Genomic DNA, 22,548 nt, shown 5'->3' with positions numbered 1-22,548 from the left:
CTTATTTCTGTTTGGCGCGTTCGAATGAAGACATGATTTCTTCTTTGGCCGCTTCGATATCACCCCAACCGTCAACTTTTACCCATTTGCCTTTCTCAAGCTCTTTATAGCGCTCAAAGAAGTGCGCGATTTGTGCTTTAAGTAACTCCGGCAAATCATCGACATTGTTAATGTGATCGTATTCTTTGGTAAGTTTGCTAACAGGAACTGCAATAACTTTTGCATCTTCACCCGCTTCGTCAGTCATTTTTAAAACGCCAACAGGACGGCATTTAATGACTGAACCGGCTTGTAATGGGTAAGGTGTTGGTACCAACACGTCCACAGGGTCGCCATCTAAAGAAAGTGTGTCGTTAACAAAACCATAGTTGCACGGATAAAACATTGGCGTTGACATAAAACGGTCAACCCACAAGGTGCCAGTGTCTTTGTCGACTTCGTATTTAATTGGGTCAGCGTTCGCTGGAATTTCAATGATAACGTTGACTTCTTCTGGCAGGTTTTTACCTGCGCTAACGTGACTTAAGCTCATGTGTATTCCTGTTAAAGACTAAGTTAAAAATATTGGCGCGTATTATACGGTCTTGTCGCCCGATTGCGAACCCTCTAGATAACGCAAGCACGCTTCTACTTCATGCTTGGCGCCAAGTATAATGCCGACGCGCTGATGAATATCAGTTGGCTGAATATCTAATATGCGTTCTTCGCCGCTGTGAGCCAAGCCGCCAGCTTGTTCAACCAACCATGCCATGGGGTTACCTTCATACATTAAGCGTAATTTATACGGTTTATTTGCTGAACGGGCATCCCATGGGTAAGCAAATAAACCACCACGGCATAAAATTCGATGCACATCGGCAACCATAGCTGCGACCCAACGCATGTTAAAGTTTTTCGCTCGAGGGCCACTGGTGCCGGCGAGCAAGTCATCCACATATAGCTGCATGCCCTCTTGCCAGTGTCGGAAATTTGACATGTTAATTGCAAATTCAGAGGTTTCGGCTTCTATCTGCAAGTCTTTTTTGGTAAGTAAGAACTCACCCACCGTTTGGTCAAGTGTGAACATACGCAAGCCATTGCCGGTAGTAAAAGCCAGCATGATAGACGGACCATAAAGAATGTAGCCAGCAGCAACTTGGTTACGGCCTGGCTGCAAAAACATATCGACATCGCCTGAATTGTTCTCAGGAACTGGCAAGACCGAGAAGATAGTCCCAACCATGCTGTTAATATCAATATTTGAACTGCCATCTAGTGGATCAAAAGCGACTAAGTACTTGCCGTTATCGTGCCCAAGTACAATACCCTCTTCTTCTTCAGAAGCGACCGCTCGTACGTGTTGGCACTCTAGCAAAATTTCTTTGATCAATTGATTTGATAGAATATCGAGTTTCTTCTGGGTTTCGCCTTGAATGTTTTCAGACAAAGTTGAACCGAGAACGCCCGCTAGCTCACCTTGGCCAACGCGGAATGAAATTTCCTTGGCGCAAATTTGTAGTGAATTGATAACGGAAATCAGAGCTTCGTCGACCTGATCGTTGCGTAAGGTCGGAATTAAGCGTTGCATGGAACCCTCGTGAAATTTGCTAGTGGTCGAATACGAGTTTTAAACGCGGCTAAGTTTACCGCAAATTTAAGCAAATTGCCTGCTCAGATTGTCGCGCAATGAAAGCTGCGTGATACACTGATGCACATTGTAATAATGTGAGTAAAACCATGCACATTCATATTCTTGGTATTTGTGGAACATTCATGGGTGGTATTGCCGCTTTGGCGAAGGGGCTTGGGCACCATGTAACAGGTAGTGACGCGCAAGTTTATCCGCCCATGAGTGACCAACTGCGAGCCATCGGTATTGAACTCATCGAGGGATATGATGCCGAGCAGCTTTCCCCGCGTCCTGACCTAGTGATTATTGGTAATGCCTTAAGCCGCGGCAATCCTGCGGTTGAAGCGGTGCTTAATCAGCGCATTCCCTACACATCGGGTGCGCAGTGGCTGCATGATGAACTGTTACAGCACAAATGGGTTCTTGCAGTAGCAGGAACGCACGGTAAAACAACAACATCGAGCATGCTCACTTGGCTACTTGAATTTGCCGGTTTGAAACCAGGATTTTTAGTCGGTGGCGTATTGGCCAACTTTCAGCAGTCAGCGCGCTTGGGCGAGAGTGACTTTTTTGTCATTGAAGCTGACGAATATGACACGGCATTTTTTGATAAACGTTCTAAGTTTGTTCATTATTGTCCAAGCACGTTAGTGCTGAACAATCTTGAGTTTGATCATGCCGATATTTTTGCCGATTTAGCAGCTATACAACGTCAATTTCATCATTTGGTGCGGGTAGTGCCAGGTTATGGGCGTATTTTTTATCCTCACCACGAAGTTGCTCTTGAACAAGTTATTCAGCAGGGGTGTTGGAGTGAAATTGTGACCACTGGGCCGCAGGGGGAATGGTCAACCCGCTTGGTAAAACAAGACGGCAGTGTATTTGATGTGTTGCACCGTGGTGAAACTAAGGGGCAAGTGCGCTGGGACCTAATTGGCGATCATAATGTAGCGAACGGCTTAATGGCGATTGCGGCAGCGCATCATGTGGGAGTTCCTGTTGATGTTAGCTGCGAGGCGCTATTGTCGTACCAGAACACCAAGCGCCGTTTAGAGTTGCGTGCCGATATTGCCGATATCGCCATTTACGATGATTTTGCGCATCATCCGACTGCGATAACAACCACGCTAAAAGGGATGCGTGCTAAGCAACCGAAAGCACGTATTGTTGCGGTGCTAGAACCGCGTTCCAATACCATGAAACTTGGCACTATGGCGGATGCGCTCGACACCGCATTGTCTGAGGCAAATGAGATTTTTATGCTACAGCCAGACGCGGTACAATGGCGAGTTACGGATAAAGTGCCACGCGCTCATGTGGGGGCGTCGGTAGATGAGCTACTTGTACTGTTAAGCCAGAAATTACAACCTGGAGATCAGGTTGTCATTATGAGTAATGGCGGATTTGGCAACATCCATAATCGCTTAATTGACGTATTACGTCGCCAGTACACAAACTAACAGTCATTCTTAGCAGACCCATACAGAGGACATAACATGACGCAGCCGAATCACATCACATTGGCGATTACCGGTGCTTCTGGCGCGCCATATGCGGTGCGGTTACTTGAATGCTTGCTAGCGCAACAGCAGCATGTGCATTTGTTACTGTCGAGTGCCGCACGAGTGGTGTTTGCCACAGAGCTTGATTGGCAATTACCAGCTGCACCGAAAGCCATGGCAGATATGCTGCGTGAGCACTTTGGTGCTGGTGAATCACAACTACAAGTTTACGGCAAAGAAGAATGGTTTTCTCCGGTCGCGTCAGGTTCTGCTGCGCCGAAAAAAATGATTATATGCCCGTGTTCTACCGGCACCTTATCAGCTATAGCTCATGGGGCGAGTGATAACTTGATTGAGCGTGCAGCAGACGTGGTGATCAAAGAGCGTGGGCAGTTAATTCTGGTGCCACGCGAAATGCCATTTTCGGCAATTCATTTAGAAAATATGCACAAATTGGCGCAACTCGGCGTGACTATTATGCCAGCTGCACCTGGGTTCTATCATAAACCACAGTCCATCGACGATTTGGTTGATTTCGTTGTTGCACGAATTCTTGACCATCTCGATTTAGACCAAACATTACAACCACGCTGGGGTTATGGCGAGGAGAAACGATAAATCATGAAAGCATTGTCTATTCGTGGCTTAAAGAAAACCTATAAGGGTGGACATGAAGCTCTTAAAGGTATTGATTTGGATGTTGAAGAAGGCGATTTCTTTGCCCTATTGGGGCCAAATGGCGCTGGTAAATCAACCACCATCGGTATTATTTCGTCATTGGTGAATAAAAGTTCAGGCACGGTTAATGTGTTTGGCTATGATTTAGATACCCAACTGGTCGACTTGAAACGCCAAATTGGTTTGGTGCCACAAGAGTTCAACTTCAATCAATTTGAAACCGTGCAACAAATTGTGGTTAACCAAGCTGGCTATTACGGCGTGCCACGTGAATTAGCCAAGCAACGTGCTGAAAAATACCTCAAGCAATTAAGTCTGTGGGATAAACGCGATAGCCCTGCACGTATGTTGTCAGGGGGCATGAAGCGCCGCCTGATGATTGCTCGCGCATTACTACACGAGCCGAAATTACTGATTTTAGATGAGCCAACCGCGGGTGTTGATATTGAACTGCGTCGCAGTATGTGGGATTACCTTGAAACCATTAACAAACAAGGTATTACCATTATTTTGACCACCCATTATTTGGAAGAAGCCGAAACTCTATGCCGCAACATTGGCATTATTGACCACGGCACCATTATCGAAAATACCTCGATTAAACGGCTGTTGGCGACATTAAATATGGAAACTTTTGTGTTCGATTTAGCCGTGAGCGAAGGGCAATCGAGCACGGCCAATTTAACCTTGGAAAGCTTCACCTGGCGTGCGTTAGATGACCACACCATAGAAGTTGATGTGGAAAAAAGCCAAGGCTTGAACCGCGTATTTGAACAGCTAAGCGCGCAACATGTAACGGTATTGTCTATGCGCAATAAAGCCAACCGTTTAGAAGAGTTATTCGTGAATTTGGTCGAGAAAGGCCGCAAACCAACAGCAGCAGAGGCTTAATACGATGTCATCCATTAGCTTTATTGCGCTAAAAACCATTTGGATAAAAGAGTGCACGCGTTTCTTGCGTATTTGGGTGCAAACCCTAGTGCCACCAGCTATCACTATGACGTTATATTTCGTGATTTTTGGTAGCATTGTTGGCGAGCGAATTGGTGATATGGGTGGTCGGCCTTATATGGAGTTTATTGTGCCGGGCCTGATTATGATGTCGATTATTACCAATTCGTATTCAAATGTCGCGTCATCGTTTTTTAGTGCCAAATTTCAGCGCAACATTGAAGAAATGCTGGTGGCGCCAGTGTCGCCGGCGGTTATTATTGGTGGTTATGTTGGCGGTGGTTTAGCGCGTGCATTAATTGTGGCCATTATTGTCACTTGTGTATCGTTCTTGTTTGTTGAAAACGTCAGTATTCATCATGCCGGCATTTTGGTTCTAACCGTTATTTTAACCTCTACGTTGTTTTCGCTTGGTGGTTTAATTAATGCCATACATGCGAAGACCTTTGATGACATTTCTATTGTGCCAACCTTTGTGCTAACGCCACTTACTTATTTGGGCGGGGTGTTTTTTAGTATTCAATTACTACCAGGTATTTGGGAGCAAGTGGCCCAAGCCAACCCCGTACTTTATATGGTGAACGCGTTTCGCTATGGCTTTTTAGGTGTGTCAGATGTCAATGTGGGGGTTGCGTTAGCCGTAATTATTGGTTTCAACCTTGTGCTATTTACTCTGGCTTTTACACTCCTTAAACGCGGCGCAGGTATTCGCTCGTGAACCATGAGTCTAGACCGGTAACGACGAACCAGCACGGTAATCATGATGATTTAACCACTGTCGTGATGCGCCATTTGCGCTCGCCATTTCGTAAGCCTATTCAGGCGCACAATCGCGAGGCTTTTGAGCAAGTACAAAAGCTTGTAGCTGACTGGCAAGGGCCAATTATTTTGGACTCTTGTTGCGGGGTTGGTGAGAGTACCGCGTGGATTGCCGAGCAGAATCCTGAGGCTTTAGTGATAGGTGTTGATAAATCTGCACATCGCTTAGCGCGCCATGCCCAATATGAAAAAGCTGAAGCCGGCCAACGCTATATTTTGGTACGCGCCGACCTTCATGACTTTTGGCGTTTAGCGGTTGAGGCGCACTGGCAACTACAGCAACATTATATTTTGTATCCCAACCCGTGGCCTAAAGCTGCACACCTTGGGCGTCGCTGGCATGGCAGCCCAGTGTGGCCTTATGTTCTGGGGTTGGGCGGTCAATTGGTGATGCGCTCAAACTGGGCTATTTATTTAACAGAAGTGGCCAGTAGCTTGGCCTTAGTAAACTGCAGTGCAACCATTTTCCCTTTGTTAGCACGCCACGAGCCAATGACCCCATTTGAGCGGAAATATCAGCGCAGTGGCCAGCAGTTATGGGAGTTGCGGGCAGATTTGCCGGAAGATGGTCGCTATTTTTCCGCGATCGAGGCAGAATAAGACATATATTTAGTCAAAGCATCACAAGGATATTTGCTTGAGCGACACAACTTTTGCTGAAGTTAGCCAAGAAGCGCTACTGAAAATTTTCACTATTCCGGAAGCGCCGGACTCAACTTTGGGTAAAATTGAAAAACACTTATCTGAAAACCTCATGGGTTTTCTGGGTGAACATATTGTCGCACGCGAAAAACCGTTGCACGAAATTGAGCAAAACTTTAGTGTCAGCGAAATTCCAGAAGAGCCGCGTTACGTCTCTGATCATACCGAGTTTCTGCTCAATAATTTAGTGGCCCACTCGGTTCATACGTCATCCCCTCGCTTTATTGGTCACATGACATCGGCGCTGCCTTATTTTTTGCTGCCGTTGGCAAAACTCATGGTGGGTTTGAATCAGAACCTGGTAAAAATTGAAACATCAAAAGCGTTTACCCCACTCGAGCGCAATGTCCTCGGTATGCTGCATCACTTGGTATATCAGCAAGATACAGCGTTCTATCAGCGTTGGATGCATAGCGCGCAGCACTCGCTTGGAGCCATGTGTTCAGGCGGTACAGTTGCCAATATTACGGCGCTATGGGTGGCACGAAACTTACTGCTGAAGCCCGATAGCGGTTTTGCAGGCATTGCTGCAGAAGGCCTTGCCGCGGGTTTAGCTCATTATGACTATAAACGGTTAACAATAATGGTCTCTGAGCGCGGTCATTATTCACTGAGTAAAGCGGCAGATGTACTTGGCATTGGTCGGCGCAATTTAATTGCAGTGCCAACCGATGACCACAATCGAATTCGAATTGATGCGCTGCGCGAAGCGTGTGCGAAAGTAGCTGATGAAGGCGGAAAAGTTCTGGCGCTAGTGGGAGTCGGTGGTACTACGGAAACCGGCCATATTGATCCACTGGATGAGATGGCTGACGTAGCCGAAGAAATAGGCGCACATTTTCATGTCGACGCGGCTTGGGGTGGCGCAACATTGCTGTCGAAGCGCTTTCGCCGTTTATTGCATGGTATTGAACGGGCAGACAGCGTGACTATTGATGCCCATAAACAAATGTACGTTCCTATGGGGGCTGGCATTGTTTTGTTCCGTGAGCCAAGTATGGTGCGTGCAATTGAGCATCATGCTGAATATATCATTCGACATGGCTCGAAAGACCTAGGTGCGCATACCATGGAAGGCTCACGGCCCGGCATGGCTATGCTGGTGTATTCAGCTATGCATGTGATGGGCCGCCGTGGTTATGAACTTTTAATCGATCAAAGTATTGAAAAAGCCCGTGAATTTGCACGTTTGATAGAAGCACAAGACGACTTTGAGTTGATAACAGAACCAGAGCTTTGTTTGCTAACGTACCGGTTTGTACCAGCGAAAGTAAAACCATTGTTGCAGCAAGCAAACGCAGAGCAAGTACGCCGCATTACGCCCCACTTAAATGCGTTAACGCGGTTTATTCAAAAACGTCAGCGTGAAACGGGGCGCTCGTTTGTGTCGCGTACTAAATTAACGCCGGCGCAATATCACCGAGAGCCAACCGTGGTGTTTCGTGTGGTGTTGGCAAATCCGTTAACCACGCGTGACATGCTCGAAGAAGTATTGCAGGAACAGCGCGAAATTGCCGCACAAGCAATGAGCTTGCGCGGTGCTTTATATACAGAGTTACGAGAGTTAGGGTTGGTGCGCGAAATAAACGGCCGTTAACGCTCAAACTGCAAGTTATCAATTAGCCGCGTTTTACCAATAAACGCGGCAACTAACACCACGAGTTCACGGTCTGACGCGGTTGCTGGCGCTAGGTCTTCACGGCGGCGCAGTTCAAGATAATCAATGCTGAACCCCGTTTTTTCAATGACTGATGCAGCAGTTTGCAGCACAGTTTCAGGCTTCATATCGGCTTTTATGTCATCAGCAATACGTTGCAATGTGCGATACAAAACCGGCGCAGCAGCTCGGTGTTCTTGGGTTAAATAACCGTTACGTGAGCTTAGCGCAAGGCCATCGTTGGCCCGTTCTGTTGGCATGCCAATCACGTCGACCGGCAAGCTCAAGTCGCGCGTCATTAAACGAATAACTTGCAACTGCTGAAAGTCTTTCTCACCAAATACGGCAACCTGAGGCTGCACCATGTTGAATAACTTGGCTACAATGGTGGCGACTCCACGAAAATGCCCAGGTCGGCTTGCACCACACAGAATTTCTGAAATGCCGGGTACTTCAATGTAAGTTTGCTGCTCTAAGCCTCGTGGATAGACATCGGCGACGGTCGGCGCAAATACCGCGTGAGCACCACGCTCGGCCAGCACAATACAATCGGCCTCAAAGGTGCGTGGGTAACTGGCTAAGTCTTCATTGGCGCCAAATTGCATGGGGTTCACAAAAATACTAACCACCACATGGTCGGCCAGCTGCTTGGCTCTATCAACCAATTTAAGGTGGCCTTCGTGCAGGTTTCCCATAGTAGGCACCAAAGCGACGGTGCCGGTCAATTGTGCTCGCCATGCGCGAAGCTCGTCTAAACTGGTCAGTTGTTGCATGCTGATAGTTCGCTACTCAAACGTATGTTCTGGGCCAGGAAAACTGCCGTCTTTTACTTGGCGAATATAAAGTTCTACAGCGCTTTGCAAGTCGTCAGCGTCGGCTAAAAAGTTCTTCACGAATTTTGGTAAGTAGTCGCTGTTTAAGCCAAACATGTCATGCATAACAAGAATCTGGCCATCGGTTTGAGCCCCAGCGCCAATACCTATAACCGGAATGTCTAATTTTTGACTAATTAACTGCCCAAGACTACTTGGCACGCATTCAAGCACCAACATTTGTGCCCCAGCTTGTTGCAGAGCAAGTGCTTGGCGTACGGTATTTTCGGCAGCACTTTGTTCACGGCCTTGAATTTTATAACCGCCCAGTACATTGACCGACTGTGGTAGCAAACCTAAATGCGCGCACACCGGCACGCTACGCTCAACCAAGGTGCGAATGGTATCTAACAACCAGTCACCGCCTTCAAGCTTAACCATATTGGCGCCTGCGCGCATTAGCTTGGCCGCCTCAACACAGGCTTGCTCCGGTGTCGCGTACGACATGAACGGCATATCAGCCATGATGAACGCATCAGGTGCACCGCGCCGCACGGCCTCGGTGTGGTAGGCTATTTGTTCCACGGTAACCGGCAAGGTACTCGATTGTCCCTGCACAACGTTGCCCAAAGAGTCGCCGACTAGCATGAAGTCGATACCGCATTGTGCAAACAATTTGGCAAATGAAGCATCATACGCTGTCACTGAGACAATTTTATCGCGCGAGGCTTTCATTTTGCTCAGTTTCGAAATAGTCATGCCCGCCATTGCGAACTCCTTTCTGTGAACGATATCAATAACCGATGGCGTTTGATTGTATCAGGTAATTTTTTGCAGGTCATGATGCGTCATTGCTTGGTAAAGGCTAGCAATATCACGACCATCAGGTAATTGGAGGTTAGGGCTTAACTCGCACAATGGCACAATCACAAAATCACGTTCGGCAAGGCCGGGGTGTGGAATGGTTAGCCGCTCTTCATGGATCACAGCTTGATCGTATAACAATATGTCCAAATCAAGCGTACGTGGGCCCCAATGCACAAGCCGTTGTCGACCAAACTGCTGCTCAATAGACTGCAGCAGATCGAGTAACTCAATGGGCGTCAATTGTGTTTCAGCGCAAGCAACGGCGTTTACGTAGTCAGGCTGTTCAACAGGCCCCATGGGCGAGCTTGCATAAAGAGAGCTGGCGCGCAGATGCGTAAGCTGGGGTAGTGCCGCTAGAGTATGCAGTGCGTCACGCAGAGTTTGCTGCGGATTCCCCAGATTCGCGCCAAGAGCAATGTAAACCAATGCCATTAGTTGATATTTCCGCTGGGTTTCGGCTTATTACTGCGACGGCGTTTGCCGCCACGTCGCCCACGGCGTTTTGGCGCGTGCTCTTTGTCCGCCACATGTGCCGGCAGTGAGGATATATCCGTCGTTTGTTGAAGCTTGGTCCAGAAATCGGCTCGTTGCTGTAATACTTTTTGTTCAAGAGGCGTGGCTGTTTTGGCACGCAATAACAAAAAGTCGTAGGCGGCCCTAAATTTAGGGTGTGTTAACAGCGTCTGCACGCGTTTGCCTTTGGCACGTTCCATGCGTTGTTGTAGCTGCCAAATTTCGCGAGCTGGAATACTAAAGCGTTTCGGTATGGCTATAGTTTGTACTTGGCGGCCAATAACATCCGCTGCAGCAATATTTAGTGCATCAACCGGCGGTAGACCACTTTCGACACTCAGTTGCTCCATGCGCGCTTGTAATGGCCACCACAAAAGAGCGGCGAACAAATACGCGGGCGTAATACGCTGGTCGTTACGCACCCGTGCATCGGTATCTGCAAAAGTTTGATGTATTAATTGATACGGGGCTTCTGTCGGTGACTTCAAATAAACTTTAAGCAATGGGAACAGCTGCTGAAACAAATGGTAATCGGCTAACATTTCGAAGTTAGCTAAGCCTTTGCCCGCGGTAAATAGCTTGAGTACTTCTTCAAACAAGCGCGCTGGTGGAATATTTTGCAGTAAAGGGGCAAGCTCACGAATTGGTTTAGCGACACTGTCGTCTAAACGCATATTTAGCTTGGTAGCAAAACGAACAGCACGAAGCATACGTACTGGATCTTCGCGGTAACGTATCTCGACATCGCCAATCATGCGTAATACGCCAGCTTCACAATCACGCACCCCATTAGCAAAGTCGACAATACTGAAGTCGGCAATGTTGTAGTACAGCGCATTTACTGTGAAATCACGGCGCTGGGCATCTTCGTCAATGGTGCCATAAACATTGTCGCGAACGAGCATGCCTTCGGCATTTTGTTTCGCCACTTTATCGGCGGTATCTTCATCATCATGGCTTTCGTGATGACCACGAAAGGTAGCAACTTCAATAATTTCTCGCCCAAATACAACATGTGCCAAACGAAAGCGGCGACCGACTAAACGGCAATTGCGGAATAACTTACGTACCTGCTCAGGCGTGGCATTGGTGGTAACGTCGAAGTCTTTTGGGTGCAAACCAAGTAACAGGTCGCGCACACAGCCGCCTACCAAATAGGCCTCATAACCGGCGTTATGTAACCGGTACAGCACCTTAAGAGCGGGTTCGGAAATATCTTTGCGCGAAATATTATGTTGATCGCGAGGAATGATCCGAGGCTTGGCAAGAATATTTTGCGGCAAGTTTTTTGCGTTTGGTGTGCGTTTTATAGCACGCTTTGCCAAGGCTTTAATGCGTTTGATAATAACGGGTTCTCCGACAATGTTTAAAACGGTTATATTGTATCCTGCTGAACGGTTTTGGGGAAGTCGCGCGTGCGCCATTGCATAACAGCATCGCTCAATAATTCAGCGGCATTGTCTGTTGGCTTCGGTTGCAGCTGTAAAAAGCGCATAGCGGCAGCTAACTGTTCAATAACCTGATCGTCGCGAAGTGCCGGTGCATGGTTCTGTTTACTAAGCTTGCGACCGCGTGAGTCAAGCGCAAGCGGGACGTGTTTGAAATGCGGTACACGCTTGGAGAAAAGTCGCCATAGGTTTATTTGCCAGCTTGTCGCGGTAAGTAAGTCCTCACCTCTAACGATATCTGTAATGCCTTGCTCAATGTCGTCAACCACCACTGCCAACTGGTATGTGAACAGCCCATCACGACGAAATAATACAAAATCTTCCGCCGCGAAGGCTGGATCAATAGCGACCTCACCTTGCAATTCATCGACAAAGCTAAGCACTGAGTGGTCGTTTCTAAAACGGATGGCCGTGTTTTCATCAACTAATTGTTTTTGACGACACACACCGGTGTAGTAGGGCCCGCGTGCTTTGATTTGTTTACGGCTACACTCACAACGATAGGTTAGCTGCTGTGCTTGCAACTGCTCCAATGCGCCTTGGTATACTTCCGTCCGCTGGCTTTGATAAATAATCTCACCGTCCCAGTGTAACTCATGCTGTTTAAGTTGCTCTAAGATGATTTTATCGGCGCCGGCTACGGCTCGAGGTTGGTCAATGTCTTCAATACGCACAAGCCATCGCCCATTATTTGCGCGGGCATCTAAATAACTCGCAAGTGCGGCAATTAATGAACCAAAATGAAGAGGCCCCGACGGGGTCGGGGCAAAGCGTCCGCAATAACCAGACGTAGCCACCATATTAGGCGCCAGTCATTTGCTTCTCTTTTATTTCAGCTAACGTTTTACAGTCTACGCAAAGGTCAGCTGTTGGGCGTGCTTCTAAGCGGCGAATACCGATCTCAATACCGCATTGATCACAAAAACCAAAATCATCCGCTTCAATTTTCTGTAGCGTTTTTTCGATTTTCTTAATCAGCTTACGCTCGCGGTCACGGGTACGTAACTCTAAGCTGAATTCTTCTTCCTGTGCAGCGCGGTCTACCGGATCGGGAAAGTTCGCTGCTTCATCTTTCATATGGTGTACGGTACGGTCAACTTCTTCGCGCAATTGCGCACGCCATACCTCTAATATTTTACGAAAATGCGCACGTTGCGCCTCATTCATATATTCTTCGTCTGGACCCAGCTCGTAAGGCTCCAAGCCAGCTTGTGCCAGAATGCCATGGGCTTTTTTCGGCGTTCCTTGAGGCATTATGGATCTCCTATATGAGACGTTGTTATTAAAAAGGTCGGTACATATACCAGAAAGCGATCAGCTGCGCAATTTTATTTCACGCAAATAATCGCGCTTGGTTTTATTTCCTCGGCCGATATTTGGCATTGAATGGCATTAAACTCAACCCCCGTTTGTTTGGCTATGTCGCATGCCTCGGCGTATTTAGCGTCGATATGCTTTGCAGCGCTAACTTGGTTAATTGCCGAATGCAAAACAATATATAACACCATGGCGCGATGACCCTCGTTTGCCATGGTTTGCAGACTCGCTAAATGCTGGCGCGCTCGTTCGCTAACGGTATCGGGGAAATACCCTTGTTGCTGTTCAGCTAAAGTAACGCTTTTTACTTCAATAAAGGTTAAGTTACCGTTAGCGTCGATGCCTTGCCAATCAATGCGGCGGTTATCATAGCCATAGTTTTGTTCTGCTGTAAGTTCTGTAAAGGGTTCTAACATACCTTGTTGCAGTAGCTCGCCAGCAATTTGGTTGGCGCGTTGGGTATTGACACAAATCATATCGCCTTCAGGTGTTTCTGCGAGCTCCCAAGTATAACGGTATTTACGTTTTGGGTTACCCGAGTCGCTAATCCATACTTTCATTCCGGGAAGCGCGCAGCCGGTCATTGCGCCGGTGTTTGGGCAATGAATGGTGATAACATCACCATTTGGTAATTGCACGTCGGCTAAAAAGCGTTTGTAGCGTTTTATTAGCACCGCTCGGCGCAAAGGGTTGAGAAACTTCATTGTAAGCCCCACATAGCTCGGATAGGATAGTCACATCAAGCCGAAAACATACTGGGAGCGTATTCGCATGTCTAGCACTGTATCTGTATTTATTGCTAATCAACCTGCTGAGCAGGCCGCTTGGAAAGCTAGTTCAGCCGCAATTATGAGCGAGCAAGGGGCGACAATTTATTTAGGCACGAACGAGGCCGATAATCTGCGCAAAGTACAAAAAGCGGGGCGGCAATTAGACACCATGGGTATTAAATCGGTGCAGCTAGCGGGCGAAGCTTGGGACTTAGAGCGCCAATGGGCGTTTTCTAATGGTTTTACTGACACGCTTACGAAAAATACCATTCACTGGGCTGACGATGCCGACAAACTAGCCCAGATGCGCGACACCGCAGCTTGGGTACGTGAACTCATCAACTTACCCCCCAATGAAATTTACCCAGAGTCACTGGCGCAGAAAGTGACTGATAAGCTAACTGCTGTGGCACCTAATGCCATCACAGTTACGCAAATTGTTGGTGATGAGCTAGTCAAGCACGGTCGTATGGGTATTCACACCGTGGGTCGCGCAAGCAAAAAGCCACCGGTAATGTTGGTGGTGGACTACAACCCTGGGCAAGATGTCAATGCCGCCGTTGATGCGGTGCTTATTGGTAAGGGAATTACCTTTGATAGCGGTGGCTATAGCATCAAGTCAAGCGAAGGTATGCTGGCCATGAAGTGTGACATGGGTGGTGCTGCGACTGTTGCCGGAGCACTGGTGCATGCAATACACCAGGGCCTCAGTAAACGCGTGCAATTAGTCTTGTGCTGCGCCGAAAACTTAATTGACGGTAGCGCTTATAAACTGGGTGACATTATTACCTACAAAAACGGGCAAACCGTTGAAATTGTGAATACCGACGCCGAAGGCCGTTTGGTATTGGCTGACGGTTTGATTTATGCCGGTGAAGTGAATGCCAAATTAATTATTGATGCGGCAACGCTCACAGGTGCGGCTCAAGTTGCAGTGGGTACTGACTACAATGCGCTATTTAGTGTTGATGATGAGCTCGCCCAAAAAACCTTGAACATTGCTCATGAGCAACGCGAATTATTGTGGCGCTTGCCGCTAAACAACTGGCATAAAGATAATTGTCCTTCGGCATTTGCCGACACCGCAAACAGTCGCCCGCAAAAAGGTGGCGGTTCGGGCGGAGCCAGTAATGCGGCTGGTTTCTTGTTACGTTTTGCACCGAATGAGGGTGCCGGCTGGTTACACTTTGATATTGCTGGGGCCTATCACGGCAGTGCCAATGCGTTATGGCCAACAGGCGCAACGGCGTTAGGTTTCCGTACCATTGCGGCAAGCCTATTAAAGTAACCCGATGACCACAGAGCAGGTGCTGCCGGTAACGGCGTTAATTGATGACGTTATTGCTTGGTTACCGCAAGCACCTGTTGTACTCGAGGCGCCGCCTGGCGCTGGCAAATCAACGGCTCTTCCGCTAGCACTGCTGCAGGCAAACATTTATGGCCAGCGCCGTATTTTGCTTTTGCAACCGCGCCGTTTGGCCGCTATTTCAATTGCGCATTACCTTGCGGAACAGTTAGGCCAGAAGGTAGGCGAAGACGTCGGCTACCACATTCGTGGCACAGCAAAGTTTCATGCCAAGACCAAACTGCTTATTCTTACCGAAGGTATGTTCACGCAATATATTCAGCGCGACCCTGAACTTGCCGATGTAGGTTTGGTTATTTTTGATGAGTTTCACGAGCGTAATTTAGCCAGTGACTTGGGGTTAGCGATGACCTTAGACGCCACAAGTTTGCGCAGTGATTTGGGCGTGTTGATTATGTCAGCAACCTTGCCAGCTCAGCAAATTGCTCAGTGGCTTGGCCATGCTAAGGTACTCACAAGCCAAGGTCGGCAGCACCCTGTTGAGGTGAGTTACCACCCTCCAAGTAGCGCCCAAACTTGGTTGCAAGAAATGCCAGGGGTTATTCGCCAAGCCATACAAAAAGCCGAGCAAGGTGTATTGGTCTTTGTACCCGGGCTACGAGAAATAAACGCGCTGATGGCGCAGTTTACGCAGTTAGATGGTTGGCAGGTAAGTGCGTTACATCGCAATGTACCCCAAGCCGAGCAGCGCGCTTTATTTACTTCCGATGCTAATTCCAACAAGCGTTTGGTGTTCGCCACGAACATTGCCGAAACCAGTGTCACAATTCCTAATATCGATGTGGTGGTTGATAGCGGCCGCGAGCGTCAAGCACAATTTTATCCCCAGCACGGTATTACGAGGCTCGTTACTCGGCGCATTACCAAAGCTTCGGCGACGCAACGGGCGGGGCGGGCTGGTCGATTAGGGCCTGGTACCTGCATGCGGGTGTGGTCACAAAACGACGACCATGGGCTGCGCGACTATCAGGTTCCAGAGCTAGAAACCGCCGATTTAACCGGCTTTTTGTTGGAGTGCCGTAAATGGGGGGCGGAGCCCCAACAAATGATGTTTTTAACGCCTCCGCAGCCCGCTCATCTGCGCGCTGCTCACGCCTTGCTGACCAAGCTCAATATTTGTCAGTCTAATGGCGTTTTGACTAGCCAAGGGCATGTTATCAGTCAGTACCCAACTGAGCCGCGATTAGCACGGATGCTGAATGCTGTTGCGAATGAATCAGCCGCGACAAAAGCGACTACGGCATGGTTAATGGCCCAAATTGAGCAACCAGCGGCAAGTGAACATTTTCCACAGCCGCTAGCGCGCTTATCGCCAGCGGCCAAACAGCGTTTTCAGTTTTGGTGCCGACAGTTAGCCGTCACTACCGCGACTATTCAACCGGAGCTAGCACCAACTTTGTTGCTCTGGGCATTTCCTGACCGTGTAGCTCAGCGTCGTGGGCAGAGTGACCGCTATTTATTAAGCTACGGCGGCGGGGCTATTTTTCATCGTGAAGACACACGGCCGCGGTGGCCTTGGTTGGTTGCGGTCGACTTAATGCTCAGTGAAACCCAAGCGGATGCTATGATTGGCGCAGCACTGCCGTTAACTGAGGCTGACCGTGAACATCCAGCGTTACACATTGAGCAGCGCACTGAAGTGCGTTGGCAGGGGCCGCAACAGCGGTTGCAAGCCGTGAATGTGACCGCGCTAGGCGCTATTCGGCTGCGCGAGACGCCCATAAGCAACGGCATCACCACCACACAGCGTTTGCACGCGCTAAGCCAGTATGTGGCAGAGCAAATCGCCACTGCTGGGCTGGCGTGGTTTACCTTGAATGAGCAAGCTAAGCAGTGGCTAGCGCGCTACCAACTGTATATAGATTGTGTACGTCCTGAAGCTTGGCCAAGCCTTGCTACCGATGAACTCGTAAATACCCTTAGTGAATGGGCACACCCCTATTGGCTGCACATCGACAATTTGCGTGAATTACAGCAATGGAACGTTGTTGAGGCGCTGCAAGGGCGATTAAGCTATGCCCAGCAACAAAGCTTAGCCCAAGCATGCCCAACACACATGGTGGCGCCTAGTGGCCGCAGTGTGGCGATTGACTACTGTGCTCAGCAGCCCACCATTGCCATTAAGCTGCAAGAGATGTTCGGCGAACCGGTATCGCCAACAATTTGCCATGGCCAAGTTATTCTTACCATAGATTTACTTTCTCCGGCCGGGCGATTATTGCAACGCACCGGAGATTTAGCTAGTTTCTGGGATAACGCGTACGAGCACGTCAAAAAGGAAATGAGAGGTCGCTACCCAAAGCACCCTTGGCCAGATGACCCGCGCCAAGCGCAGGCAACTCATAAAACAAAGAGACATTTAACATGAGTAAAAAGCAGTCGGCTAAGCAACAAAAGCCAAGTTGGTGGCGTCGCGCTATTGTTTTGAGCTTTAAACTAGCACTCATTGGGCTAATTGTTCTTGTTGGCTATGTCATTTATCTGGATGCCACCTTAACCGATCGCTTTAGCAGTAATCGCTATCAAGCACCGGCACTTATTTATGGCCGAAGTTTAGTCGTTGAGCCGCAAGCACCGCTCACCAAGACAACGCTTATCAATGAATTAAAACAGCTAAACTACGCCGCCGTGCAACGGGTGGATGACACTGGACAGTACCGAGTTACCCAATTTGGAGTTGAGTTCTATCGCCGGCCTTTCGACTTTGCAACCGGCCCACAAATGGCACAACGGGTGCAGGTTAACTTTGCCGGAGACCAAGTGCAGTCGGTGCAAAGCTTACCCGATGGTAGAGCGCTCAACCGCATTCAACTAGAACCACCTTATTTGGGCCGCCTATCGGGCGGTAGCCAAGAAGACCGATTGCTCATTGGTTTAGAGCGTGTTCCCAGCTTATTGATTGAAACGCTGATTCTGGTTGAAGATCGTGATTTTTATCATCATGCAGGCGTATCAGTTACGGCTATTGCGCGTGCGGCGCTGGCTAACCTGTCGGCCATGCGAACGGTGCAAGGGGGAAGCACCTTAACCCAGCAGCTTATTAAAAACTTGTACCTGACCCGTGATCGTTCATTGTGGCGCAAAGCTAACGAAGCTCTGATGGCTTTGGTTATTGACTACCGATTTAGTAAAAATGAAATTTTAGAAACCTATTTAAACGAAGTGTATTTTGGCCAAGATCGCGGTTCGGCTATTCATGGTGTTGGCCTTGCTAGTCGGCTCTACTTTGGTAAGCAAGTTGAAGAGTTAGAGCCGGCGGAAATTGCATTGCTAGTAGGCATTGTGAAAGGCCCTTCTTACTATGACCCACGCCGTTATCCAGAGCGCGCGCAACAGCGCCGTGACCTAATTTTGCAATTGATGTTAGCGCAGAACCTGATCAGTCAAAAGCAGTATGTGGCAGCTGTTGAAGCACCTGTTATGGGCAGCACGAGTGGGCGCCTTGTAAGCGACAACATGCCCCATTTTATGGAGTTGGTTAAATTTGAGCTTGGACAAATGCGTTTGCCTGAAAATTGGCAGCAAGACGGCTTAAGAGTGTTCACTTATTTCGACCCAGCTATGCAACGTGCAGCGGAAAGCGCCCTGACTAATGAGCTACCCAAGATTAGTAAGGATACCGAACTGCAAGCAGCCGTTGTGGTGGCCAACCATCAGCAGGCGGGCGTAACCGCTGTTATTGGTGATCGTAATCCGCGTCAAGTGGGTTTCAACCGTGCTGTTGCCGCTATGCGGCCAGTAGGTTCACTGATCAAACCACTGATCTACGCTGAAGCCTTTGAAGCAAACAACGACTATGAATTGGGCTCATTAGTTGTTGATGAACCTTTAACCGTAGAACAACCGGGACAGGCAGCGTGGCAACCACAGAATTTTGATAAAAAATACAACGGACCAATGCTAGCCTATGACGCGTTGGCACAATCGCGCAACGTTCCAGCAGTGCGTCTGGGTTTGCACGTTGGTATTGACCGCTTGGCGGCAGTGCTGCAACAAAGTGGGGTTGACACACCAATTCCAGAAGTGCCGGCAGTAACGCTTGGAGCCGTTGCATTGTCACCCGTTAATATTACCGAAATATATAGCATGCTGGCGCAACAAGGTACGTATCGACCGCTGCGTAGTATACGCGCGGTAACTAATCACCAAGGGCTAACCTTGTACCAACGTGAATTTAAATCCGATGTTGGTGTGTTTTCAAAAGGAGCGGCCTACTTAGTGAACTTCGGTTTGCGTGGTGTCATTAATGAAGGCACCGGCTCGCGCTTAGCTGACCGTTTTGGCGTCAATAAATTAGCCGGTAAAAGCGGTACGACTAATGATTATCGCGACAGTTGGTTTGTGGCTTATGACAATCAGCACGTGTTTACCGTTTGGCTTGGGCGCGACGATAATCAACCGGTACAGCTAACCGGTAGTAGCGGTGCATTGCGCGTGGTCGAACAAGTTTTGCAACGCACTCCAATTGCACCGCTGCAACTTATTGAGCCGGTGGGTATTGAGGCTGCAGGTTTTCATCCAAATAAAGGTGTACGCATTCCGGTTGACTGCCGAAATAGTCGTTTATTGCCTGCGCGCGAGAAAAAACTGCCCGAGAACCTTGGTTGCTCGGGCGATATTGAAGAGAAATCGTGGTGGCAGCGCTTATTTTAGCGCTGCAAATGCCACTTTCGCTGCAGCCAGAGTGGCGTCGATATCCGCGTCGGTGTGTGCCGCCGACATAAAACCAGCTTCAAATGCAGAAGGCGCTAAATAAATACCTTGTTTTAGCATGCTGTGGTAGAAGCTACGGAAATGCTCCATGTTGCACTGTGTGGCTTGTTGATAGCTGGTTACCGGGCCGTCGCCGGTAAAGAAAAAGCCAAACATAGAACCGGCACGGTTAGTGGTGAACGGAATACCGGCTTCATCTGCTAATGCTTGCAGGCCATCAACCAAGCGGTCAACTTTGGCATATAAATTGGGGTACAAGCCCTCGTCTTCTAACTGAGTTAAAGCAGCTAATCCAGCAGCCATGGCAACTGGGTTGCCCGACAAGGTACCCGCCTGATAAACAGGACCTACCGGCGCGATATAGTCCATAATTTCACGTTTACCGCCAAAGGCGCCTACCGGCATACCACCACCGATAACTTTACCTAAGGTGGTTAGGTCAGGAGTAACGTTAAATCGCTCTTGTGCACCGCCACGAGCCACGCGGAAGCCTGTCATCACCTCATCAAAAATGAGCACACTTCCGTATTCGTCACAGATATCGCGTAGGCCTTCTAAGAAGCCTGGAGCTGGCGGGATACAGTTCATGTTTCCAGCAACAGGTTCAACAATAATGGTGGCAATGTCGTTGCCGCACTCAGCGAATACCTGGCGCACTGAGTCGAGGTCATTAAAAGTCACTGTTAGCGTGTGTTTCGCGAAGTCTTCTGGAATACCTGGTGAATTTGGCACGCCCAAGGTCAATGCACCAGAACCGGCTTTCACTAACAACGCGTCTGCATGCCCATGGTAGCAACCTTCAAACTTCAAAATTTTGTCGCGACCGGTGTAGCCACGCGCCAAACGAATAGCTGTCATGGTTGCTTCGGTGCCAGAATTCACCATGCGTACTTTTTCAATTGAAGGTACCAGTGACTTAATTTTTTCTGCCATGGTAATTTCATTGGCGGTTGGCGTACCAAAGCTTAAACCACGATCAACCGCTTGGTGAGTGGCTTCGCGAATCACTGGATTATTATGACCAAGAATCATTGGACCCCATGAGCCGACATAGTCGATGTATCGCTGCCCATCGGCATCAAACATATAAGCGCCGTCAGCGCTTTCAATAAAAATAGGTGACCCCCCCACGCCGTTAAAAGCGCGTACAGGTGAGTTCACACCACCTGGAATACTGTGTTGTGCTTGGGCAAATAACTCGTCAGAACGTGACATGGTAATCCTCTAAAGTTTTATGCAATGAAGCAAAAAAAGGTACTAGCTTAGTAGCCAGAGGGCTTGCTGCTGTACCAATTCACATCGCATTCATATTTTTCAACTTGCTCGGCCACACCCAAAGTTAGGGCAAATAGTGCCATTCGTATTAACACGCCGTTGTCGGCTTGACGGAATATGGCCAAGTTCGGGTTTTGGTTCAAATCATTATCAAGTTCGTTGGCTTCTGCACGCGAATCGCGCGGCAACGGATGCATAATGACGGTATTGGGTTTGTAGTGCTTGGTATAAATTTCACTGTTTAAGCGGAATTTGCCACGATACAAATCAGCCTCTTGTGGCGTGGTAAAGCGCTCTTGTTGAATACGGGTTTGATACACAATGTCTGCATCAGAGCTGCCGCTTACTTGGTCAGTAATGGTGACGCGGTGCCCAGCATTCGCTAACACATCAAGCACGCTATCTGGCATGGCAAGTTCACGTGGCGAGATCAGCGTAAAGCGGATGTCTTTGTACATGGCTAATAAGCGCGACAGCGAGTGCACGGTGCGGCCAAACTTTAAGTCGCCCATCATGCAAATGTGCATGCCGTCTACACCATGGCCATGATAAGCCAGCTCTTTCTTTATGGTATACAAGTCAAGCAGGGCTTGGGTTGGATGCTCATTGGCCCCATCACCACCGTTGATAACCGGTACGCGGCTACCTTCGGCAAACTCAGCCACCGCACCCGACTTCGGGTGGCGCATGGCAATCACATCACTGTAGCTACTAAGTACGCGCGCGGTGTCGTACAACGACTCACCTTTGGCTAGTGCAGAGCTCTCCATTCCGGTGGTTTCGCGAACTTCGCCGCCGAGTAAATTAAACGCGGTACCAAAGCTCACACGAGTACGTGTTGAAGGCTCAAAAAATAAATTGCCTAAAATAGCACCGTCGAGCACTTTTGTGCGTTTTTGACGGCGAGCATAGGGTTGCATGCGATCGGCAATAGCAAATATTGTTTGAATACTGTCGATGTCGAACTGGTCGACCGAGAGAATGTTGGAACCGGTAAAATTCATCAGAAAAGGCCCTACAGTGATGGGAAACACTGGACCGATATTCTATCAGAATTTCACCATGAAAAGAATGCCGCTGCGACTAAAACGGTTTAACCACAGCTAAAATAATGATCGCAAACAACGCTAACACCGGCACTTCGTTAAACACTCGGTAAAACTTATGACTGCGTGTATTACGATTGTATTTAAAGTCCGCAAGCAGCTTGAAGCAATAGCCGTGATACACATAAAGCAAGGTCACTAGAACCAACTTTACATGCAACCAAACGCTCGCTTTAAGCCAGGCCGCACCATAAATCCACATAAGAGCTAAGCCAAATACCAATGTTAGCAGCGCAAACGGGGTTACAAAATACAGCAACCGGCGCTCCATAATCTTCAATTGCTCGCTGGTATTGTCGTCGCTAACTTGGGCGTGATAAACAAACAAGCGCGGCAAATAAAAAATACCGGCAAACCAAGCCACCATGAATATAATATGCAAAGCTTTTAACCACAGAATCATATTGCTGCCTTATTTGATTTATTGTTGCGCGCCGCGCCAC

Annotated in this window: 21 protein-coding genes; 9 read left to right on the top strand and 12 right to left on the bottom strand. The window is 48.5% G+C overall.

Annotation, left to right across the window (positions count from 1 at the left end):
* Window position 1: 1 nt before the first annotated feature.
* A complete protein-coding gene (ppa, locus tag ASC40_RS10040) occupies window positions 2-532 on the bottom strand; it encodes an inorganic diphosphatase (RefSeq protein WP_055439677.1) in 531 nt (176 codons plus the stop codon).
* A 42-nt stretch (window positions 533-574) separates the two neighbouring features.
* Window positions 575-1,567, bottom strand: a complete 993-nt coding sequence (locus tag ASC40_RS10035; protein ID WP_055439676.1) for a class 1 fructose-bisphosphatase — start codon at window positions 1,565-1,567, stop codon at window positions 575-577.
* Between the two features lie 149 nt (window positions 1,568-1,716).
* Between ASC40_RS10035 and mpl the strand changes: the two genes are divergently transcribed.
* The 6 genes from mpl to panP are packed head-to-tail and all read left to right on the top strand — an operon-like array spanning window position 1,717 to window position 7,858.
* Window positions 1,717-3,069, top strand: coding sequence for a UDP-N-acetylmuramate:L-alanyl-gamma-D-glutamyl-meso-diaminopimelate ligase (gene mpl, locus ASC40_RS10030; RefSeq protein WP_055439675.1), 1,353 nt, complete (start codon window positions 1,717-1,719; stop codon window positions 3,067-3,069).
* A gap of 36 nt (window positions 3,070-3,105) precedes the next feature.
* A complete protein-coding gene (locus tag ASC40_RS10025) occupies window positions 3,106-3,729 on the top strand; it encodes a flavin prenyltransferase UbiX (protein WP_055439674.1) in 624 nt (207 codons plus the stop codon).
* A gap of 3 nt (window positions 3,730-3,732) precedes the next feature.
* On the top strand, window positions 3,733-4,680 hold the full coding sequence (locus ASC40_RS10020; protein WP_055439673.1) for an ABC transporter ATP-binding protein: 948 nt from the start codon (window positions 3,733-3,735) through the stop codon (window positions 4,678-4,680).
* A gap of 4 nt (window positions 4,681-4,684) precedes the next feature.
* On the top strand, window positions 4,685-5,458 hold the full coding sequence (locus ASC40_RS10015) for an ABC transporter permease (protein ID WP_055439672.1): 774 nt from the start codon (window positions 4,685-4,687) through the stop codon (window positions 5,456-5,458).
* Window positions 5,455-6,159, top strand: coding sequence for a tRNA (guanine(46)-N(7))-methyltransferase TrmB (gene trmB, locus ASC40_RS10010; protein ID WP_055439671.1), 705 nt, complete (start codon window positions 5,455-5,457; stop codon window positions 6,157-6,159). Before ASC40_RS10015 ends, trmB begins: the two co-directional genes overlap by 4 nt.
* Window positions 6,160-6,196: 37 nt before the next feature.
* Window positions 6,197-7,858 (top strand): pyridoxal-dependent aspartate 1-decarboxylase PanP, encoded by a 1,662-nt coding sequence (gene panP / locus ASC40_RS10005; RefSeq protein ID WP_055439670.1) that lies wholly within the window; start codon window positions 6,197-6,199, stop codon window positions 7,856-7,858.
* On the opposite strand, the gene panC is transcribed toward panP, so the two are convergent.
* From panC to sfsA, 7 genes are all read right to left on the bottom strand, one after another.
* A complete protein-coding gene (panC, locus tag ASC40_RS10000) occupies window positions 7,855-8,691 on the bottom strand; it encodes a pantoate--beta-alanine ligase (protein WP_055439669.1) in 837 nt (278 codons plus the stop codon). The two genes, panP and panC, sit on opposite strands and share 4 nt — an antisense overlap.
* 12 nt (window positions 8,692-8,703) lie before the next feature.
* Window positions 8,704-9,498: a 3-methyl-2-oxobutanoate hydroxymethyltransferase gene (gene panB / locus ASC40_RS09995; RefSeq protein WP_055439668.1), complete on the bottom strand. Its 795-nt coding sequence runs from the start codon at window positions 9,496-9,498 to the stop codon at window positions 8,704-8,706.
* Window positions 9,499-9,549: 51 nt separating this feature from the next.
* A complete protein-coding gene (folK, locus tag ASC40_RS09990) occupies window positions 9,550-10,029 on the bottom strand; it encodes a 2-amino-4-hydroxy-6-hydroxymethyldihydropteridine diphosphokinase (protein ID WP_055439667.1) in 480 nt (159 codons plus the stop codon).
* Window positions 10,029-11,435 (bottom strand): polynucleotide adenylyltransferase PcnB, encoded by a 1,407-nt coding sequence (gene pcnB, locus ASC40_RS09985; protein WP_425415079.1) that lies wholly within the window; start codon window positions 11,433-11,435, stop codon window positions 10,029-10,031. Before pcnB ends, folK begins: the two co-directional genes overlap by 1 nt.
* A 50-nt stretch (window positions 11,436-11,485) precedes the next feature.
* The gene (gene gluQRS, locus ASC40_RS09980; RefSeq protein WP_055439666.1) at window positions 11,486-12,358 is read right to left on the bottom strand and encodes a tRNA glutamyl-Q(34) synthetase GluQRS; all 873 of its coding nucleotides are present in this window, start codon (window positions 12,356-12,358) and stop codon (window positions 11,486-11,488) included.
* 1 nt (window position 12,359) lies between these two features.
* Window positions 12,360-12,812 carry an RNA polymerase-binding protein DksA gene (gene dksA / locus ASC40_RS09975; RefSeq protein WP_055439665.1) on the bottom strand — a complete coding sequence of 151 codons (453 nt, stop codon included), beginning with the start codon at window positions 12,810-12,812 and terminating at the stop codon, window positions 12,360-12,362.
* A gap of 74 nt (window positions 12,813-12,886) precedes the next feature.
* A complete protein-coding gene (sfsA, locus tag ASC40_RS09970) occupies window positions 12,887-13,579 on the bottom strand; it encodes a DNA/RNA nuclease SfsA (RefSeq protein ID WP_055439664.1) in 693 nt (230 codons plus the stop codon).
* 67 nt (window positions 13,580-13,646) lie between these two features.
* Here sfsA and pepB point away from each other — a divergent pair, with 67 nt between their 5' ends.
* The 3 genes from pepB to mrcB are packed head-to-tail and all read left to right on the top strand — an operon-like array spanning window position 13,647 to window position 19,664.
* Window positions 13,647-14,933 carry an aminopeptidase PepB gene (pepB, locus tag ASC40_RS09965; RefSeq protein ID WP_055439663.1) on the top strand — a complete coding sequence of 429 codons (1,287 nt, stop codon included), beginning with the start codon at window positions 13,647-13,649 and terminating at the stop codon, window positions 14,931-14,933.
* Window positions 14,934-14,937: 4 nt separating this feature from the next.
* Entirely contained in the window at window positions 14,938-17,379 is a 2,442-nt protein-coding gene (hrpB, locus tag ASC40_RS09960) for an ATP-dependent helicase HrpB (protein ID WP_055439662.1), read from the top strand.
* Window positions 17,376-19,664: a penicillin-binding protein 1B gene (mrcB, locus tag ASC40_RS09955; RefSeq protein ID WP_082432545.1), complete on the top strand. Its 2,289-nt coding sequence runs from the start codon at window positions 17,376-17,378 to the stop codon at window positions 19,662-19,664. Before hrpB ends, mrcB begins: the two co-directional genes overlap by 4 nt.
* Here the strand turns inward: mrcB and hemL are convergent.
* The 3 genes from hemL to hemJ all read right to left on the bottom strand — a co-directional run bounded on the left by hemL (window position 19,656) and on the right by hemJ (window position 22,508).
* Window positions 19,656-20,939, bottom strand: coding sequence for a glutamate-1-semialdehyde 2,1-aminomutase (gene hemL / locus ASC40_RS09950; protein ID WP_055439661.1), 1,284 nt, complete (start codon window positions 20,937-20,939; stop codon window positions 19,656-19,658). The genes mrcB and hemL overlap by 9 nt on opposite strands.
* A gap of 47 nt (window positions 20,940-20,986) precedes the next feature.
* Window positions 20,987-22,003 carry an aspartate carbamoyltransferase gene (locus ASC40_RS09945; protein ID WP_055439660.1) on the bottom strand — a complete coding sequence of 339 codons (1,017 nt, stop codon included), beginning with the start codon at window positions 22,001-22,003 and terminating at the stop codon, window positions 20,987-20,989.
* Between the two features lie 79 nt (window positions 22,004-22,082).
* Window positions 22,083-22,508: a protoporphyrinogen oxidase HemJ gene (gene hemJ / locus ASC40_RS09940; RefSeq protein WP_055439659.1), complete on the bottom strand. Its 426-nt coding sequence runs from the start codon at window positions 22,506-22,508 to the stop codon at window positions 22,083-22,085.
* Window positions 22,509-22,548 lie beyond the last annotated feature (40 nt).

It is taken from the genome of Pseudidiomarina woesei, assembly GCF_001418345.1.
GTDB classification, from domain to species: domain Bacteria; phylum Pseudomonadota; class Gammaproteobacteria; order Enterobacterales; family Alteromonadaceae; genus Pseudidiomarina; species Pseudidiomarina woesei.
This window is presented reverse-complemented; position numbering and strand designations above follow the sequence as displayed.

Coding starts and splice junctions, on each gene's coding strand:
- mrcB (WP_082432545.1), top strand. CDS start 17,376: ATGAGTAAAAAGCAGTCGGCTAAGCAACAAAAGCCAAGTTGGTGGCGT.
- hemJ (WP_055439659.1), bottom strand. CDS start 22,508: ATGATTCTGTGGTTAAAAGCTTTGCATATTATATTCATGGTGGCTTGG.
- mpl (WP_055439675.1), top strand. CDS start 1,717: ATGCACATTCATATTCTTGGTATTTGTGGAACATTCATGGGTGGTATT.
- hrpB (WP_055439662.1), top strand. CDS start 14,938: ATGACCACAGAGCAGGTGCTGCCGGTAACGGCGTTAATTGATGACGTT.
- ppa (WP_055439677.1), bottom strand. CDS start 532: ATGAGCTTAAGTCACGTTAGCGCAGGTAAAAACCTGCCAGAAGAAGTC.
- ASC40_RS10035 (WP_055439676.1), bottom strand. CDS start 1,567: ATGCAACGCTTAATTCCGACCTTACGCAACGATCAGGTCGACGAAGCT.
- sfsA (WP_055439664.1), bottom strand. CDS start 13,579: ATGAAGTTTCTCAACCCTTTGCGCCGAGCGGTGCTAATAAAACGCTAC.
- panB (WP_055439668.1), bottom strand. CDS start 9,498: ATGGCGGGCATGACTATTTCGAAACTGAGCAAAATGAAAGCCTCGCGC.
- hemL (WP_055439661.1), bottom strand. CDS start 20,939: ATGTCACGTTCTGACGAGTTATTTGCCCAAGCACAACACAGTATTCCA.
- ASC40_RS09945 (WP_055439660.1), bottom strand. CDS start 22,003: ATGAATTTTACCGGTTCCAACATTCTCTCGGTCGACCAGTTCGACATC.
- pepB (WP_055439663.1), top strand. CDS start 13,647: ATGTCTAGCACTGTATCTGTATTTATTGCTAATCAACCTGCTGAGCAG.
- gluQRS (WP_055439666.1), bottom strand. CDS start 12,358: ATGGTGGCTACGTCTGGTTATTGCGGACGCTTTGCCCCGACCCCGTCG.
- panC (WP_055439669.1), bottom strand. CDS start 8,691: ATGCAACAACTGACCAGTTTAGACGAGCTTCGCGCATGGCGAGCACAA.
- ASC40_RS10015 (WP_055439672.1), top strand. CDS start 4,685: ATGTCATCCATTAGCTTTATTGCGCTAAAAACCATTTGGATAAAAGAG.
- ASC40_RS10020 (WP_055439673.1), top strand. CDS start 3,733: ATGAAAGCATTGTCTATTCGTGGCTTAAAGAAAACCTATAAGGGTGGA.
- ASC40_RS10025 (WP_055439674.1), top strand. CDS start 3,106: ATGACGCAGCCGAATCACATCACATTGGCGATTACCGGTGCTTCTGGC.
- dksA (WP_055439665.1), bottom strand. CDS start 12,812: ATGCCTCAAGGAACGCCGAAAAAAGCCCATGGCATTCTGGCACAAGCT.
- folK (WP_055439667.1), bottom strand. CDS start 10,029: ATGGCATTGGTTTACATTGCTCTTGGCGCGAATCTGGGGAATCCGCAG.